Source organism: Citrobacter sp. RHB20-C16, from assembly GCF_013890155.1.
GTDB lineage: Bacteria > Pseudomonadota > Gammaproteobacteria > Enterobacterales > Enterobacteriaceae > Citrobacter_A > Citrobacter_A amalonaticus.
The window spans coordinates 3,177,070-3,191,948 of sequence record NZ_CP057630.1; the positions used below are offsets into that span (position 1 = coordinate 3,177,070).

17 protein-coding genes are annotated in these 14,879 nt (G+C 56.2%); 1 reads left to right on the forward strand and 16 read right to left on the reverse strand.

The window, feature by feature from the left end; translation table 11 throughout:
* Positions 1 to 32: 32 nt before the first annotated feature.
* The 15 genes from HVX64_RS15270 to napF all read right to left on the reverse strand — a co-directional run bounded on the left by HVX64_RS15270 (position 33) and on the right by napF (position 12,258).
* Positions 33 to 1,085, reverse strand: a complete 1,053-nt coding sequence (locus HVX64_RS15270) for a cytochrome c-type biogenesis protein CcmH (protein ID WP_044258601.1) — start codon at positions 1,083 to 1,085, stop codon at positions 33 to 35.
* Complete coding sequence (dsbE, locus tag HVX64_RS15275) at positions 1,082 to 1,639, reverse strand: thiol:disulfide interchange protein DsbE (RefSeq protein ID WP_043000089.1); 558 nt, start codon at positions 1,637 to 1,639, stop codon at positions 1,082 to 1,084. The genes HVX64_RS15270 and dsbE overlap by 4 nt, the downstream gene beginning before the upstream one ends.
* A complete protein-coding gene (locus HVX64_RS15280) occupies positions 1,636 to 3,579 on the reverse strand; it encodes a heme lyase CcmF/NrfE family subunit (protein ID WP_181825047.1) in 1,944 nt (647 codons plus the stop codon). Before HVX64_RS15280 ends, dsbE begins: the two co-directional genes overlap by 4 nt.
* Complete coding sequence (gene ccmE, locus HVX64_RS15285) at positions 3,576 to 4,055, reverse strand: cytochrome c maturation protein CcmE (protein ID WP_043000087.1); 480 nt, start codon at positions 4,053 to 4,055, stop codon at positions 3,576 to 3,578. The genes HVX64_RS15280 and ccmE overlap by 4 nt, the downstream gene beginning before the upstream one ends.
* The gene (gene ccmD, locus HVX64_RS15290) at positions 4,052 to 4,264 is read right to left on the reverse strand and encodes a heme exporter protein CcmD (RefSeq protein WP_043000086.1); all 213 of its coding nucleotides are present in this window, start codon (positions 4,262 to 4,264) and stop codon (positions 4,052 to 4,054) included. The genes ccmE and ccmD overlap by 4 nt, the downstream gene beginning before the upstream one ends.
* Positions 4,261 to 4,998 carry a heme ABC transporter permease gene (locus HVX64_RS15295; protein WP_044258596.1) on the reverse strand — a complete coding sequence of 246 codons (738 nt, stop codon included), beginning with the start codon at positions 4,996 to 4,998 and terminating at the stop codon, positions 4,261 to 4,263. The genes ccmD and HVX64_RS15295 overlap by 4 nt, the downstream gene beginning before the upstream one ends.
* Before the next feature lie 122 nt (positions 4,999 to 5,120).
* Positions 5,121 to 5,780: a heme exporter protein CcmB gene (gene ccmB, locus HVX64_RS15300; RefSeq protein WP_043000084.1), complete on the reverse strand. Its 660-nt coding sequence runs from the start codon at positions 5,778 to 5,780 to the stop codon at positions 5,121 to 5,123.
* Complete coding sequence (ccmA, locus tag HVX64_RS15305; RefSeq protein ID WP_042317910.1) at positions 5,777 to 6,397, reverse strand: cytochrome c biogenesis heme-transporting ATPase CcmA; 621 nt, start codon at positions 6,395 to 6,397, stop codon at positions 5,777 to 5,779. The genes ccmB and ccmA overlap by 4 nt, the downstream gene beginning before the upstream one ends.
* Positions 6,398 to 6,420: 23 nt before the next feature.
* Entirely contained in the window at positions 6,421 to 7,023 is a 603-nt protein-coding gene (gene napC, locus HVX64_RS15310) for a cytochrome c-type protein NapC (RefSeq protein ID WP_043000082.1), read from the reverse strand.
* A 9-nt stretch (positions 7,024 to 7,032) separates the two neighbouring features.
* Positions 7,033 to 7,482 carry a nitrate reductase cytochrome c-type subunit gene (gene napB / locus HVX64_RS15315; protein ID WP_042317908.1) on the reverse strand — a complete coding sequence of 150 codons (450 nt, stop codon included), beginning with the start codon at positions 7,480 to 7,482 and terminating at the stop codon, positions 7,033 to 7,035.
* Positions 7,479 to 8,342, reverse strand: coding sequence for a quinol dehydrogenase ferredoxin subunit NapH (gene napH / locus HVX64_RS15320; RefSeq protein WP_044258594.1), 864 nt, complete (start codon positions 8,340 to 8,342; stop codon positions 7,479 to 7,481). Before napH ends, napB begins: the two co-directional genes overlap by 4 nt.
* On the reverse strand, positions 8,329 to 9,024 hold the full coding sequence (gene napG, locus HVX64_RS15325; protein WP_043000080.1) for a ferredoxin-type protein NapG: 696 nt from the start codon (positions 9,022 to 9,024) through the stop codon (positions 8,329 to 8,331). Before napG ends, napH begins: the two co-directional genes overlap by 14 nt.
* A 6-nt stretch (positions 9,025 to 9,030) precedes the next feature.
* Positions 9,031 to 11,517: a nitrate reductase catalytic subunit NapA gene (napA, locus tag HVX64_RS15330; RefSeq protein ID WP_044258593.1), complete on the reverse strand. Its 2,487-nt coding sequence runs from the start codon at positions 11,515 to 11,517 to the stop codon at positions 9,031 to 9,033.
* The gene (gene napD / locus HVX64_RS15335; RefSeq protein WP_043000078.1) at positions 11,514 to 11,777 is read right to left on the reverse strand and encodes a chaperone NapD; all 264 of its coding nucleotides are present in this window, start codon (positions 11,775 to 11,777) and stop codon (positions 11,514 to 11,516) included. Before napD ends, napA begins: the two co-directional genes overlap by 4 nt.
* A complete protein-coding gene (gene napF / locus HVX64_RS15340) occupies positions 11,767 to 12,258 on the reverse strand; it encodes a ferredoxin-type protein NapF (protein WP_043000077.1) in 492 nt (163 codons plus the stop codon). Before napF ends, napD begins: the two co-directional genes overlap by 11 nt.
* Before the next feature lie 410 nt (positions 12,259 to 12,668).
* On the opposite strand from napF, the gene eco reads away from it, so the two are divergent.
* Positions 12,669 to 13,166 (forward strand): serine protease inhibitor ecotin, encoded by a 498-nt coding sequence (gene eco, locus HVX64_RS15345; RefSeq protein ID WP_043001880.1) that lies wholly within the window; start codon positions 12,669 to 12,671, stop codon positions 13,164 to 13,166.
* Positions 13,167 to 13,213: 47 nt separating this feature from the next.
* Here eco and mqo read toward each other — a convergent pair whose 3' ends face one another.
* Positions 13,214 to 14,869, reverse strand: a complete 1,656-nt coding sequence (mqo, locus tag HVX64_RS15350) for a malate dehydrogenase (quinone) (protein WP_044258592.1) — start codon at positions 14,867 to 14,869, stop codon at positions 13,214 to 13,216.
* Positions 14,870 to 14,879 lie beyond the last annotated feature (10 nt).

The following is a 14,879-nucleotide window of genomic DNA, read 5'->3' on the forward strand; positions in this document are numbered from 1 at the left end:
TCGGGCCTGTGCCTCGCCATCTGGCCGGGTGGTTACTCGCTCTTTGGCGATAAGTGCTGCATCGCCTGCGCGATACTGCGCTCAATCACCGCACGACGCGTATCGTTCGCTGGCAGCATCTTCAACATCATCTCCCAGGCGGCAACCGCCTCGCCAAAACGCTCCTGCTCAAAGGCGTTGAAGGCATACATGCTCAGAACCCGCACATTGGCGTGATCGCTACGCACCAGTTCTCGCAGCAGCTCCCCTCCACGACGGTTATCATCAGGATCGGAAGAACGGGTCAGCGCCTCGGCATAGCCCAGCGCAGCATCGCTGTTCTTCGGATCGAGTCGATAGGCGTTGGCATACGCTTCGGTAGCGGTACTGGCATTGCCAAGCACCATTCCGATCCGCCCCAGCATGATCCAGCCTTCTACGTTCGTCGCATCACTTTGCAGACGAGTACGTAGCCCCAGCGCCAGACGCGTCATCTCTTCCTCATCCAGCGGCTGCGCTTTTGGATCCAGCGCGCGTTCCAGCAGTGCCGGACTTTGTGCCGTCGCCAGTTGCCAGATTTCCACCTGCTTATAGCTCCCGGTCTGGTAATAACTGACGGCCCCCACGATGACGGCAATCACTATCCCTGGCAGATAAACCGCCAGCCCGGCTCGTTTACCCTCCGGTAACGATATCTCATCCGGGAACACCTCCTGTTTCAGGCGTACCCGCCGACGCGAACGGGCAACGATAATCCAGCCACCTGCGCCAATTGCCGCCACGGGAAGCACCCACAGCAGGACAGTCAGTGGTGTCAGCGGCGGATCATAGGTGACGAAGTTACCGTAGCGCGCCACCATATAGTCGACGATCTCTTTCTGACTTTTCCCTTCCTGCATCAGCTCATAGACTTTCTGCCGCAGGTCGGTCGCAATCATCGAATTGGAATCCGCGATGCTGTTGTTCTGGCATTTTGGACAGCGCAGCTGTTCAGTCAACTGGCGGAATTGTTGCTCCTGGGTCTCATCCTTAAACTGCATCACATCAATGGTGGCCAGCGCGTTAGCAGAAAACAGCAGCATCAGCACACTCAGCAAAATTCTCATTGCCCGGCCTCCTTACTGTATTTCTCCCACAGCGGCTTGATTTCACTCTCCCAGACGCGGGCGTTCAAATCCCCGGCATGCCGATAGCGAATAATGCCTTTACCGTCGATCAGGAAGGTTTCCGGCGCGCCATAGACCCCAAGATCCAGGCCCAGCATACCGTCGCCGTCAAACAGGCTCAGCGCGTAAGGATTGCCCAACTCTTTCAGCCAGACGATGGCCTTCTGGCGATCGTCTTTATAATTCAGCCCCACTACGCGAATCCCCTGTGCCGACAGCTGGTTCAGGTACTGATGCTCAGCGCGGCAGGTCGGACACCACGTTGCCCAGACGTTGAGTAAGACCGGTTTACCCTGAGTCAGCACGTCTGCCTCATAATGCTTACCGGGGTTCTCCAGCGACTCAAGCCGGAAAGTCGGTACCGGTTTCCCAATCAGCGCCGACTCCAGATTCGTCGGCGTGTCGCCTTCTGCGTTACGCGCCAGTTGCCACAGCAGCGCTGCGGCAATCACGAGAAAAATCACAAAGGGAATCAAAAGTACGTTGCGCTTCATACCGCCTCCGACGCCGATTTTTGCGGTTGTACGCGTTTGCGATAACGCGGGTCAAACAGGCATAACAGCCCTCCCAGCGCCATCAATATCCCACCCGCCCAGATCCAGCGAATAAACGGTTTGTAATATAGACGAACAGCCCACGCGCCGTTATCCAGCTCTTCACCGAGCGCGGCGTACAGATCGCGGGTGATGCCACCATCAATCGCCGCTTCCGTCATCATCGAACTGGTGCTGTTGTAGAACCGTTTTTCAGCGTGCAACGTTGCTTCTGCCTTGCCATCACGGGTCACGCTGATAATCGCCACACCACCGCGATAGTTTGGTCCGGTGATATCCTTCACTTCACGGAAGGTGAAGCGATATTCATGAATATCGACGCTGTCACCGGCTTTCATGCGAACATCGCGCTCGACGCTGTAGTTCTGGCTGAAGGCGATGCCGACAATTGTCACCGCCAGGCCGACGTGCCCGGCCACCATTCCCCAGTAGCTCAGCGTCATTTTCGCGCCACGTGAAATTCGCTGCGCAAGCTCCGCCATCGCCAGCACAAACACCCAGCAGGCCATTGCCAGCCCGACTACGGTCATGGCGACAATCTTGTTCTCAAACAGCCACGGCAGCAGCAGAGAGAGTACGAGGGTGCTGACCAGCGCGATAACCAGCAGTCGTTGCAGTTTACGCGGTCGATCGCGTCCCCAGCGGACCAGCGGGCCAACACCCAACAGCAGGGCAAACGGCGCCATCAGCCAGGTAAACATGGTATTAAAAAACGGTTCGCCAATAGAGATACTGCCCAGACCGAGTTGCTTATGCACCAGCGGCAGCAGCGTGCCGAGCAGCACGACCAGCATGGCGGCAATCAGCAGCACGTTATTACCGAGCAGCAGCGATTCACGCGACCAGAGGGCGTTATTGACCCGGGAGCGAACCTTATGTCCTCGCGTGGCAAACAGCAGCAGCGAGCCGCCGATGACCAGCACCATGAAGGCCAGAATGAACATCCCGCGAGACGGGTCGGAAGCAAACGCATGCACCGACACCAGCACGCCCGAACGCACGAGGAACGTCCCCAACAGACAGAGCGAAAACGCGCAGATGGAGAGCAGTAGCGTCCACGCCTTGAAACTGCCGCGCTGTTCAGTGACCGCCAGCGAGTGCATCAGTGCGGTTCCCACTAACCATGGCATAAACGAGGCATTTTCCACCGGATCCCAGAACCACCAGCCTCCCCAGCCCAGTTCGTAATACGCCCATGCTGAACCCAGCACAATCCCCAGCGTCAGGAAAACCCACGCGGCCAGCGTCCATGGACGGGAAAAACGGGCGAAAGTGCTGTCCAGGCGACCGCTCATCAACGCCGCGATAGCGAACGCGAAGGCGACCGAGAAACCAACATAGCCCATATACAGCAGCGGCGGATGGAAGATAAGCCCAGGATCCTGCAACAACGGGTTGAGATCGCGCCCTTCTATCGGGAAATTCGGCAGCGTGCGGGTGAACGGGTTGGAGGTAAACAGGATGAACAACAGAAAACCGACGCTAACCATCCCCATCACCGCAAGTACGCGGGCGACGATAACCAACGGCATCCGCTGGGAAAACAGCGCGACGGCAAAGGTCCAGCCGCTCATCAGCAACACCCACAGCAGCAGCGAGCCTTCATGCGCCCCCCAGGTGGCGGCGACGCGGTACCAGACCGGCAGCTGCGTGTTGGAGTTACTGGCGACGTAAACGACGGTGAAATCATTCACTACAAAGGCGTTGACCAGCACCAGAAAGGCGCCCATCACGAGGATAAACAACAGCCAGGAAAACGGTCTTGCCGACGCCATCATCCGCGCATCGCCTCGCGCCACGCCCCACAGCGGATAGACTGAGAGTAACAACGCAACGCCCAGTGCCAGGCATAACAGCGCATTGCCAATTTCAGGCATCATGATGTTTTATCCTTATAGACGCTCTCGGGACGGCGGTGGTTATCCTGCATCGCTTTTTCAACTTCCGGCGGCGTGTAGTTTTCATCGTGCTTGGCGAGGACTTCTTTCGCCTGAATATGGTTTTTCTCGCCAAGTTCCCCCTGCACCACCACGCCTTGTCCTTCACGGAACAGGTCCGGCAGAATGCCTTCGTAGGTCACATCCACCACGCCTTCGGCATCATAGATGCTGAAATTCACCTTCAGCGAGTTGGGGTCGCGCTTGACGCTGCCGGGCATAACCATACCACCTACTCGCAGCCGCTGGCCCACTTCCGGCATTTGCTGTGTTTCGCGCTTGCCGTAGAGAATCTCGCCTGGCGTGTAGAACAGGTCGATGTTGGCGCGCAGCGCATACAGCACCAGCGTAATCGTCAGCGCTAACCCGACAAGCACGCCGCAGGCAATCCATAAACGGTTCTTACGTCGAATATTCACGCCGCCTCCCGTTGTGTCTGCGCTGCACGCAGGCGGGCTTCACGCGCCCGCTGACGGGAGACATCACGCAAAATTGCGCGATGCTGCGTCACGGTATGAATGACCAGCACTGCCAGCGGGATGACGCTCAGCGCCACAGCCAGCCAGACGTAAAAGGCGTAGCCGCCCATCGCAAAAAAATCACTCCAGGATGCAAATGCAGTGGTCATTGGCGGCCTCTTTTTAAGATCAGTTCACTCACCCACGGGCGACGTTTTTCCATTATCAGAATCAGGTTACGCATCCGCATCAGCGACAGCGTGATAAACAGCAGCAGATAGCCGACAATCGCCAGCCGCAGCGGCGTGCGCATGGCCGGATCGATGCTTTGTTGCATACGGGTCGAGCCCTGATGCAGCGTGTTCCACCACTCCACCGAATAGTGAATGATCGGCAGGTTCACCACGCCAATCAGCACCAGGATCCCCGCCGCGCGCCCCGCCATCTTACGGTCATCAAAGGCGTGCCACAGAGCAATTGCGCCGACGTAGAGAAACAGCAGCACCAGTTCTGACGTCAGCCGCGCATCCCACACCCACCAGGTACCCCACATCGGTTTACCCCAGGCCGAGCCGGTGACCAGCGCAATAAACGTAAACACCGCGCCAATCGGCGCCATTGCAGCCAGCGCCAGGTTCGCCATCTTCATCTGCCAGACCAGACCGATAAACGCGGCTACCGCCATCGAGGCATAAATCCCCATTGACCAGATCGCCGCCGGAACGTGCAGATAAATAATGCGGTAGCTCTGCCCCTGCTGGTAATCCGCCGGCGCAAAACCGAACCCCCAGATCCAGCCCGTCGCCAGAACCAGGAGGCAGGCGACGGCCAGCCACGGCACAAAATAGCCACAAAGCTGATACAGCCGTGGGGGCATAGCCAGTTGATGAAGTGTTTTCCACATAGTTCAGTCACCAGACTCAAACGAATAAAGTTACCGTCATGCCGGATAGCGGCTGATGCCTTATCCGACCTAAAAACCCGGCTCTTGTCGGCCTGAAAAGCGCAGCGCCATCAGGCAACTCATTACTGCAAACTAATGCGTAACGCCGCCGCCGTTGCAAAAGGACTTAACGTCGCGCTACCTGCCAGTAACGCGCCCAAAATCGCCATGTATCCATCCACTGGAAGATGCATGGATGCCGCATCCATCGCGGCAGTCGCAAAAATCAACAAGGGAATGGTCAACGGCAGTACCAGTACGCTCAGCAATACACCGCCGCGCTTTAACCCGACCGTTAACCCCACCCCTGGTGCGCCGAGAAAGCTCAACGTCGGCGTCCCCAGCAGTAGAGTCAGCGCCATAATTTTCCAGCCGTAGAGGTCCATCCCCAGCAGCAATGCCACCAGCGGAGAGAGGATCAATAGCGGCAGACCGGTGACCATCCAGTGGGCCATCACTTTTGCCAGCACCACCATCGGTAATGGGATTGGCAGCAGCATCAGTTGCTCAAGGCTGCCGTCCTGCAGGTCATCGCGAAACAGTCGCTCCAGCGCCAGCAGCGAGGCCAGCAGTGCAGCAACCCAAATAATCCCCGGCGCAATGCGCGCCAGCAGCTGTGGTTCCGGCCCAATGCTCAGCGGGAACAGCGTAATAACAATCAGGAAGAACCACAGCGGGTTGGCAATTTCCGCGCTATGGCGAAAGGCAACGCGCAGTTCGAGACGGAAGATACGCCACATCATTGCCCTGCCCTCTCGTGAGTCAGCGCAATCCGGCGAATACGGTCTGTAGCAACGTTCATTGGCTGGTGGGTGGTGAGGATAACGATCCCACCTTCTTCGGTATGCTGCGCCATCCGCTGCGTCAGGCGTTCAACGCCGTTCACATCAATGGCGGTAAAGGGTTCGTCGAGGATCCAGAGCGTGGCGCGGGTCAGCCAGAGACGCGCTAACGCCACCCGGCGCTGCTGTCCGGCAGAAAGCTGGTTAACAGGGATATCTTCGTAACCGGCAAGACCGGCCTGCGCCAGCGCCGCGAGACATTTCGCGATATCGCCGTCCTGATGGAAAAAACGCAGGTTCTCCAACGCCGTCAGCCGGGTTTTGATCCCCGGCTGATGGCCAATCCACAACAAATTTTGATGGTAGCTGTCCCGCACACGATGTAGCGGTTGCTCCTGCCAGCACACCTCACCGGCATCAGGACGAGAAAGTCCTGTCAGCAACCGCAACAGGGTGGTTTTCCCTGCGCCGTTGCCGCCGGTGACCTGTATCCACTCCCCGGCGTTGACCTGGAATGACAAATCGCTAAACAGGACTCGTTCATCCCGCTCACAGAGGAGCTTTCTGGCTTCAAGCATACTACCCACTCATTACCATCCCGTCAGAAGCCCGGTTTGACGTCGCGCATATCGGGGAGCTTATGCGCAATCCCCTTATGGCAGTCAATACAGGTTTGCCCGTCTTTCACCGCCTGATCGTGCATTTTTGCGGCGACACTCTTCTGGGCCGTTAAGTCCATGAAGTCAAAGTTGTGACAGTTACGACACTCCTGAGAATTGTTATCTTTCATTCTTCGCCATTCATTCTGTGCCATCGTCAGACGATGCGCTTCGAACTTCTGCGGGGTATCAATCAGTCCCAATGCTTTTGCGTACAGTTCTTTACTGGCCTTGATCTTACGGATCATTTTCGGCACAAACTCGTGTGGTACGTGGCAGTCAGGACAGGTCGCACGCACACCGCTACGGTTGTTGTAGTGTACGGTTTCCATGTATTCCTGATACACGGTATTGCGCATTTCGTGGCAGCTAATGCAGAACTCTTCGGTGTTGGCCTTTTCCATCCCGGTGTTAAATCCACCCCAGAAAATAATCCCGCCGACGAACCCGATTAACAGCAGCGTACCCAGCGCCAGGCGACTGGGGCGACGCCACCATTGCCAGAGGCGCTTAATCCGGCCTGGTTTACGGTTAGCATTTTCCATAATAACCTCTTATTTCCCGTAACCTTTCGATGGGGTAAAGGTGTTACCCACAATCGGCGGGGCGTCAGTCTGCGGCACGTGACACTGCAGACAGAAGTAACGACGCGGCGCCACTTCGGCCAGCACTTTGCCGTCGCTGTCCATAAAGTGCGTCGGACTAATACGCGGCGCGCCGGTGGTACGATAGCTTTCAACGCCGTGGCATTGCAGGCAGCGGTTGGTGTTAGTGGTCACCTGGTAACCATCGACGCTATGGGGAATCATCGGCGGCTGATTCACGTAATTCAGCGGCATACGCTCTTGCTCTTTGTGCATGCGAATCGCCCCTTCCTGTGTCCCCGACACTTCCGGAGACTGGCTAAGATCCACTCCGTTTGCCGCCCAAACCGCACCGCTCACCACCAGGGCCAGCAGGGCTGTCCATTGACACAGCGCTTTCTTCAGGTCATGGCTTTTCATGATTTCGCTCCCGAACTCCATCGTGTAGTTATTGTAAATACGTCCTCAGAACAGACATCCACGCAGCGACCGCAGGCCATGCAATCGCGGCTGGTGACCTGCACCGGGCTTTGCTCATCCAGCACCGGGGCACGTAATACATGCGGTTCCGGGCAAACATGAAAACAGTCCATACAGCGGTTACATTTCTGTCGGTCTTGCGCCGCAACGGTTAATACGCCCTGGCTACCCAGCACGCCATACAGTGCGCCTAAAGGACAAAGATGCCCGCACCAGCCGTGTTCAACGACCAGCAAATCAAATAAAAACAGAGCGATAATCAGCAGTGCGCCGCTACCGAATCCCATCACCAGGCTACGCCCCAGCAGTGAAACAGGGTTAATCCATTCCCACAGTAGCGTCCCGGTCAGTGCTGAACCCACCAGCACGACAACCAGAAGTACGTACCGTATATGACGTGGAATGGTTGCGGACTGATTCAGGTCAAACCTTCTGCGTAGCCAGGCCGCAAAATCGGTAATCGGGTTCAGCGGGCAAACCCAACCGCAAAACAATCGCTTTCCTGCCAGGGCATAAAGCACGGTAATAATCGCCGCACCTGTTAGCGCCACCGCCACAGGCAGATGACCGCTCGCCAAGCTTTGCAGGGTGATGAGCGGATCGGTCAACGGGATCGACTCCAACAACAGGCTGCTGGAGTAATTCCCATGCAGGATCCACACGCCAAACCACGGGCCGCTCAGAAACATCCCCAGCACCATAAACTGACAGAGCCGGCGGAAAATCAGCCAGCGATGACTCCGCCAGACGCCTTTTTTCGCCTGCGCTTCACGCCCGGCATCACGTTTACGATTTGCCATCGTTCCCCTCCAGCCAGCCGAAGCGGTAATGGTGACCCAACTCCCCTTTCGCTAGCGACAGCGGCAACACTTTTATTGCCGGCTGTTCCAGCACGCAGACTTTTTCACATTTCCCGCAACCCGTGCAGGCGTCACTGTGAACGGTCGGGATAAATCGCGCATGTTTGCCGGTTCGCATGTTGCGATCCAGTTCCAGCGTGATAGCCTCATCGATTTTTGGGCATTCTCGATAACAGACGTCGCAGCGTAATCCCTGGAAGTTCAGGCAATTTTCCTGATCCAGCAGCACCGCCAGCCCCATCCGCGAATCGTCAATGGAGGCAATCTCCCGGTCCAGCGCCCCGCTGGGGCAGACTTTGGCGCACGGAATGTCTTCACACATCTCGCACGGGATCTCGCGGGCAACAAAATACGGCGTCCCCGCCGACAACCCTGATGCGAGCGTCGCCAGTTTTAAGGTGTCATACGGACATGCCTGAACGCACTGCCCGCAGCGCACGCAGGCGCTGGCAAAGGCGTTCTCGTTCACGGCCCCAGGCGGGCGCAACCGCACGCCTGTAGCCCGTGCGGTTTGCTGCTGTAACCCCAGCGCCACGCCAACGGCAGCCAGTCCGCCTGCAGTGCGAACAACATCGCGCAGAAAGCGGCGGCGGCCATTTTGGGGTTTCGCTGACCTGGACATGGCGTGTTACACCTTCGCCAGTTTCACGGCGCACTTCTTGAAATCCGTCTCTTTAGAGAGCGGATCCGTCGCATCCAGCGTCAGGTTATTCACCAGCTGTGCGGCGTCGAAGAACGCCATGTAGACCAGCCCCTGCGGCGGACGGTTACGTCCACGGGTTTCAACAATGGAAATCACCTCACCACGACGTGAGATCACTTTGACCTTGTCGCCACGGCGCATATCCCGTTTTTTCGCATCCAGCGGATGGATAAACAGAACCCCTTCCGGGAACGCACGGTGCAGTTCCGGCACGCGGCGCGTCATACTGCCGGTATGCCAGTGCTCCAGTACACGCCCCGTGGAAAGCCACAGGTCGTACTCGGCATCCGGCGCTTCTGCGGCCGGTTCAAACGGCAGCGCGAAGATCACCGCTTTACCGTCTGGCTTACCGTAGAACTTGTAGCCTTCACCTGCTTTGACGTATGGATCGTTGCCTTCGCTGTAGCGCCACTGCGTCTCTTTCCCGTCAACCACCGGCCAGCGAAGGCCGCGCGCCTTGTGATAGTCATCGAACGGGGCGAGATCGTGACCGTGTCCACGACCAAACCAGGCGTACTCTTCAAACAGCCCTTTTTGCAGATAGAAGCCCAGCTCACGAGATTCGTCGTTAAGCTGATCCTCTTTCAACTCCGTCAACGGGAACTTGCTCACCGCAGGGGTGGCAAACAGCACGTCGTACAGGGTTTTGCCGCGCAGTTCCGGTTTCTGTGCCAGCAGCTCTTCCGGCCAGACCTCTTCCGTTTTAAAACGACGCGAGAACTGAACCAGTTGCCACAGATCGGATTTCGATTCGCCCGGCGCTTTAATCTGTTGACGCCAGAACTGGGTACGACGCTCGGCGTTACCGTAAGCCCCTTCTTTCTCCACCCACATTGCGGTTGGCAGGATCAGGTCCGCGGCCAGCGCGCTGACGGTCGGGTACGGATCGGAGACAATGATAAAGTTGCGTGGATCGCGCCAGCCCGGCAGACGATCTTCGTTGATGTTCGGACCGGCCTGCATATTGTTGGTACACATCGTCCAGTAGACGTTCAGCTTACCGTCTTTCAATGCCCGGTCCTGGGCAACTGCGTGGAGACCGATTTTCGCCGGAATGGTTCCAGCCGGGATATTCCAGTGCTTTTCACAGATCTCACGGTGTTTTTCGTTAGTGACCACCATGTCCGCCGGCAGACGGTGGGCAAAGGTTCCCACTTCACGCGCGGTACCACAGGCAGAAGGCTGACCGGTCAGTGAGAACGGTCCACACCCCGGCTGCGCGATTTTGCCAGTCAGCAGGTGAATGTTGTAGATCAGGTTGTTGGCCCACACGCCGCGCGTATGCTGGTTGAAGCCCATCGTCCAGTAAGAGATGACTTTCTTGTTCGGGTCGGCATACAGCTTCGCCAGTTGCTCCAGCTGATCTTTCGGCACGCCGGTCATTTCAGCGGTTTTATCCAGCGTGTATTCAGCCACAAACGCTTTGTAGTCTTCAAAGCTCATCGGCTCAGAAGCATCAGAGCCTGGGTTTTTCGCGGCTTTTTCCAGCGGATGCGTCGGACGCAGGCCGTAACCGATATCCGTTGCCCCTTTGCGGACGTTGACGTGTTTGCTGAAGAAGTCCTGATTAATCGCGTTGTTTTGAATGATGTAGTTAGCGATGTAGTTGAGGATCACCAGGTCAGACTGTGGCGTAAACACCATCCCGTTGTCCGCCAGCTCGAAGCTACGGTGCTGGAAGGTAGACAGCACGGAGACGTTAACATTCGGATCGGAGAGACGACGGTTGGTAATGCGCGACCAGAGGATCGGGTGCATTTCCGCCATGTTCGAGCCCCACAGGACAAACGCATCGGCATGCTCGATATCATCGTAGCAGCCCATCGGTTCGTCCATGCCAAAGGTACGCATAAAGCCTACCACCGCTGAGGCCATGCAGTGACGCGCGTTGGGATCGAGGTTGTTCGAGCGCAAGCCCGCTTTAAACAGTTTGGAGGCGGCGTAACCTTCCCAGATGGTCCACTGGCCGGAACCAAACATGCCGACAGACTCCGGGCCTTTCTCTTTCAGCGCGGTTTTAAACTTCTCTTCCATCACATCGAAAGCCTGATCCCAGCTGATCGGCGTAAATTCACCGTCTTTGCTGTACTTACCGTCTTTCATACGCAGCAATGGCTGCGTTAAACGGTCCTCTCCGTACATAATTTTGGGCAGGAAATAGCCCTTGATGCAGTTCAGACCACGGTTAACCGGGGCTTCCGGATCACCCTGACAGGCGACAATACGCCCCTGCTGAGTGCCGACCAGCACGCCACAGCCTGTACCACAAAAACGGCACGGGGCTTTATCCCACTTAATGGCTTCCTGTTGACCGACAACTGCGCGGGCAACGCCCGGTACGCTTAGCCCGGCAGCCGCCGCAGCGGCCGCAACGGCGTTAGCTTTCATAAAGCTACGACGACTGAGTTTCATGGTGTTTCCTCACCTTGTTCTTCCTGCTGGTGATAAACCAGCGACACCGCCAGCACGCCCGCAACGTTGCGTACCGACTCAATTGTTTGCATCAGCGTTTCGCTGTGTTCTGCTTCAACCACCGCAATCATCTGGCCGCTTTGCTCGTCGCTTACGGCCACTTCGCAGCCCGGCAAAGCATTTAGCTGCGTGCTAATATCCTGTACTTGTTCGCCTTTGGCCTGAACAATCAGGCTGCAGACCTGCCAGTTAATGTGCATGGTTATACTCCGCGGTAATGGCTGACACCGGGCAACTGGCGACACACGCGCCGCATCCGTTACAGTTCTGGTTATCGAGTTGTGGCTGATAAATGCCGGACAACGTTGGGCGAAACAGGATCGCCTGCGGTTCACAGCTATCCTGACAGCGGCGGCACTCTACGGACTGATACGCCAGACACGCTTGCCCAATGGTGAAAATCAGATCCCATGCCCTGGTGTGGCGCGGAGAAAAGAGAGATTCAGGGCAAGCCTGCGCGCAGGCGTAGCAGAAGGTGCATTCGCTTTGTTGGAAATTAACGCTCGGATAGCCACCCGGGCCACGCTGCAAAACATCGTGTTCACAAGCCTGAATACAGGCGTCGCAACGGGTGCACTGGGACAGAAACTGGGATGCTTCCATGATCCACGGCGGACGAATCCCACGATTGGCACTACGCCAACTGCCAGTCAGTATGCCTCGACGGGATAGATCAACCATGGCATCGCCCTTCCATAAACGACGCTCCCCCGGCTGGGTGAACGACAATAAAAACCGCGTTACTACTAAGTCATTATTATGATCGGTAAGATAGTAAAGGATGTGTTCCAGGTGCATACCCCAATCGGGGTAAAACCAGTGGTTGGATCAAAAGAGTGTTAATGAAGCTTGTCAGAATGTGCTTCTCCGCACAGATCAAATGGTTATGTAATATTTTATATATCGCAATGATTGCCGGGATAATTAACCAAAACAAACGGCAAAAACAAGAATAAATAACCAACCAATTTACATAACCACAGTAAATAGACTTTAAAAATACGTAAAGACAGATCAATGATTCTGGTCTATATGTTAATCTGCCGTGAAATCGTTCATAAGATAAAAAAGGAAAACCTGTGAACTCAAAAATAAAGACAATGGTTCCTGCCGTTTTGTTCGCTGCTTTCGCCAGCACCTCTGTGTGGGCGGCCTCCACGGAAGCTAATCCGCAACCGCTGGAAAAAATCGCCCCCTGGCCGCAGGCGGAAAAAGGCATGAAGCGCCAGGTTATTCAGCTACCCCATCAGGAAGATGAATCTACTCTTAAAGTGGAACTAATGATCGGACAGACGCTGGAAGTCGACTGCAATCAGCATCGCCTGGGCGGCGAGCTGGAAAGCAAAACGCTGGAAGGTTGGGGTTATGACTACTACGTCTTTAATAAAGTCACCTCCCCGGTATCGACCATGATGGCCTGTCCGGATGGCAAAAAAGAGCAGAAATTTGTGACCGCCTATCTGGGTAATGACGGTATGCTGCGTTACAACAGCAAGTTGCCGATCGTGGTGTATACCCCGGCAAATGTTGATGTGAAATTCCGCATCTGGAAAGCGGAAGATAACGTGCAGAACGCGGTAACGCGTTAAGTCTCTGATGATGCCGGATGGCGGCACAGCGCCATCCGGCAATACCGTTACAGTGCGATATCTGCCACTTCTTTACGCGCAGGCTGAGCCTGTGGTTTAAGCTGCGCTTTTGGTGCCGCGCCCGTCGTCTGCGGCTGAACATATTGCAGCCCCAGCACTTCACTGGTGTATTGCAGTTCCTGCTGCGTCGCCTCAACGTTGCCGTTCAGTTTTGTACCGTAAGACGGAATAATCGTTTTCAGCTTCGCCTGCCATTGCGGCGTACTCACCTTCTCTTTAAAGACGGTTTCCATCAGATGGAGCATGATCGGTGCCGCAGTGGATGCGCCCGGTGACGCGCCCAGCAGTGCGGCAACGGTCCCCTCTTTGTCGCTCACCACTTCCGTCCCCAGACGCAGCACGCCCCCTTTGTCTTCATCACGTTTGATGATCTGGACACGCTGACCCGCCTGCCACAAACGCCAGTCCGCTTTCTTCGCCTGCGGATAGTACTCTTTCAGCGCGTCGAAGCGGTCATCATCGCTCAGCATCACCTGGCTAATCAGGTATTTCACCAGATCGAAGTTATCCATCCCGACGTTGACCATCGGCATGAAGTTGGAAGGCGTGGTTGAACTCAGCAGATCCCATAGCGAACCGTTTTTCAGGAATTTAGTGGAGAAGGTGGCGAACGGCCCGAACAGCACGACACGTTTACCATCCAGAATACGGGTATCGATATGCGGGACCGACATCGGCGGCGCGCCGACGGAAGCCTGACCGTACACTTTCGCCAGATGCCGGTTCACCACGTCCGGGTTTTCTGCGACCAGGAATTGCCCACCAACCGGGAAGCCTGCGTACTCTTTGGCTTCCGGAATACCGGTTTCCTGCAACAGTTTCAGCGCTGCGCCGCCCGCACCGATAAAGACGAATTTGGCTTTGATGTTATGTTCCGCTTCGCCGTTTTTCAGATCGGCGACGGTCACCGTCCAGGTATTATCGTCGTTACGTTTAAATCCACGGACTTCGGTGCTCAACTCCAGTGCAAAGTTAGGCTTTTTCTGCAACGAAGCAATCAATTGGCGCGTAATTTCGCCGTAGTTCACGTCCGTTCCCATTTCGGTACGCGTAGCGGCGACTTTCTGTTTCGGATCGCGCCCTTCCATCACCAGCGGTGCCCACTCTTTGATTTGCGCGTGGTCTTCGGAGTAGCGCATACCACGGAACAGCGTGCTTTGTTGCAGGGCCGCATAGCGGGCGCGCAGGAAGTTGACGTTCTCTTCACCCCAGACGAAGCTCATGTGCGGAACGGTGGTGATGAAGGTGCGCGGGTTGTGCATCACGCCACTCTTGACCTGATGCGCCCAGAACTGGCGGGAAATCTGGAAAGCTTCGTTAATTTCGACTGCCTTTTCGGTACTGATACTCCCGTCGGCTTTCTTTGGTGTGTAGTTCAACTCCATCAGCGCAGAGTGCCCGGTACCGGCATTGTTCCAGCCGTTTGAACTCTCTTGCGCGACACCGTCCAGGCGCTCCACCATGGTCATCGACCAGTCGGGTTCCAGTTCCTGTAGATAAGTTCCCAGTGTGGCGCTCATGATGCCGCCGCCGATCAACAGTACGTCCGTCTCCTGCTCTTCCGTCGCTTTCGCTTTTGCCGCCATCGAGACAGCATTCAGCCCTACGGCCATCGAGAAGAGCATGGCAGTCACTTTTTTCATATGGTTAATG

What these genes read in the sequence shown, in the direction of transcription:
- HVX64_RS15270 (WP_044258601.1), bottom strand. Translation starts at nt 1,085, where the DNA reads ATGAGAATTTTGCTGAGTGTGCTGATGCTGCTGTTTTCTGCTAACGCG.
- dsbE (WP_043000089.1), bottom strand. Translation starts at nt 1,639, where the DNA reads ATGAAGCGCAACGTACTTTTGATTCCCTTTGTGATTTTTCTCGTGATT.
- HVX64_RS15280 (WP_181825047.1), bottom strand. Translation starts at nt 3,579, where the DNA reads ATGATGCCTGAAATTGGCAATGCGCTGTTATGCCTGGCACTGGGCGTT.
- ccmD (WP_043000086.1), bottom strand. Translation starts at nt 4,264, where the DNA reads ATGACCACTGCATTTGCATCCTGGAGTGATTTTTTTGCGATGGGCGGC.
- HVX64_RS15295 (WP_044258596.1), bottom strand. Translation starts at nt 4,998, where the DNA reads ATGTGGAAAACACTTCATCAACTGGCTATGCCCCCACGGCTGTATCAG.
- ccmB (WP_043000084.1), bottom strand. Translation starts at nt 5,780, where the DNA reads ATGATGTGGCGTATCTTCCGTCTCGAACTGCGCGTTGCCTTTCGCCAT.
- ccmA (WP_042317910.1), bottom strand. Translation starts at nt 6,397, where the DNA reads ATGCTTGAAGCCAGAAAGCTCCTCTGTGAGCGGGATGAACGAGTCCTG.
- napC (WP_043000082.1), bottom strand. Translation starts at nt 7,023, where the DNA reads ATGGAAAATGCTAACCGTAAACCAGGCCGGATTAAGCGCCTCTGGCAA.
- napB (WP_042317908.1), bottom strand. Translation starts at nt 7,482, where the DNA reads ATGAAAAGCCATGACCTGAAGAAAGCGCTGTGTCAATGGACAGCCCTG.
- napH (WP_044258594.1), bottom strand. Translation starts at nt 8,342, where the DNA reads ATGGCAAATCGTAAACGTGATGCCGGGCGTGAAGCGCAGGCGAAAAAA.
- napG (WP_043000080.1), bottom strand. Translation starts at nt 9,024, where the DNA reads ATGTCCAGGTCAGCGAAACCCCAAAATGGCCGCCGCCGCTTTCTGCGC.
- napA (WP_044258593.1), bottom strand. Translation starts at nt 11,517, where the DNA reads ATGAAACTCAGTCGTCGTAGCTTTATGAAAGCTAACGCCGTTGCGGCC.
- napD (WP_043000078.1), bottom strand. Translation starts at nt 11,777, where the DNA reads ATGCACATTAACTGGCAGGTCTGCAGCCTGATTGTTCAGGCCAAAGGC.
- napF (WP_043000077.1), bottom strand. Translation starts at nt 12,258, where the DNA reads ATGGTTGATCTATCCCGTCGAGGCATACTGACTGGCAGTTGGCGTAGT.
- mqo (WP_044258592.1), bottom strand. Translation starts at nt 14,869, where the DNA reads ATGAAAAAAGTGACTGCCATGCTCTTCTCGATGGCCGTAGGGCTGAAT.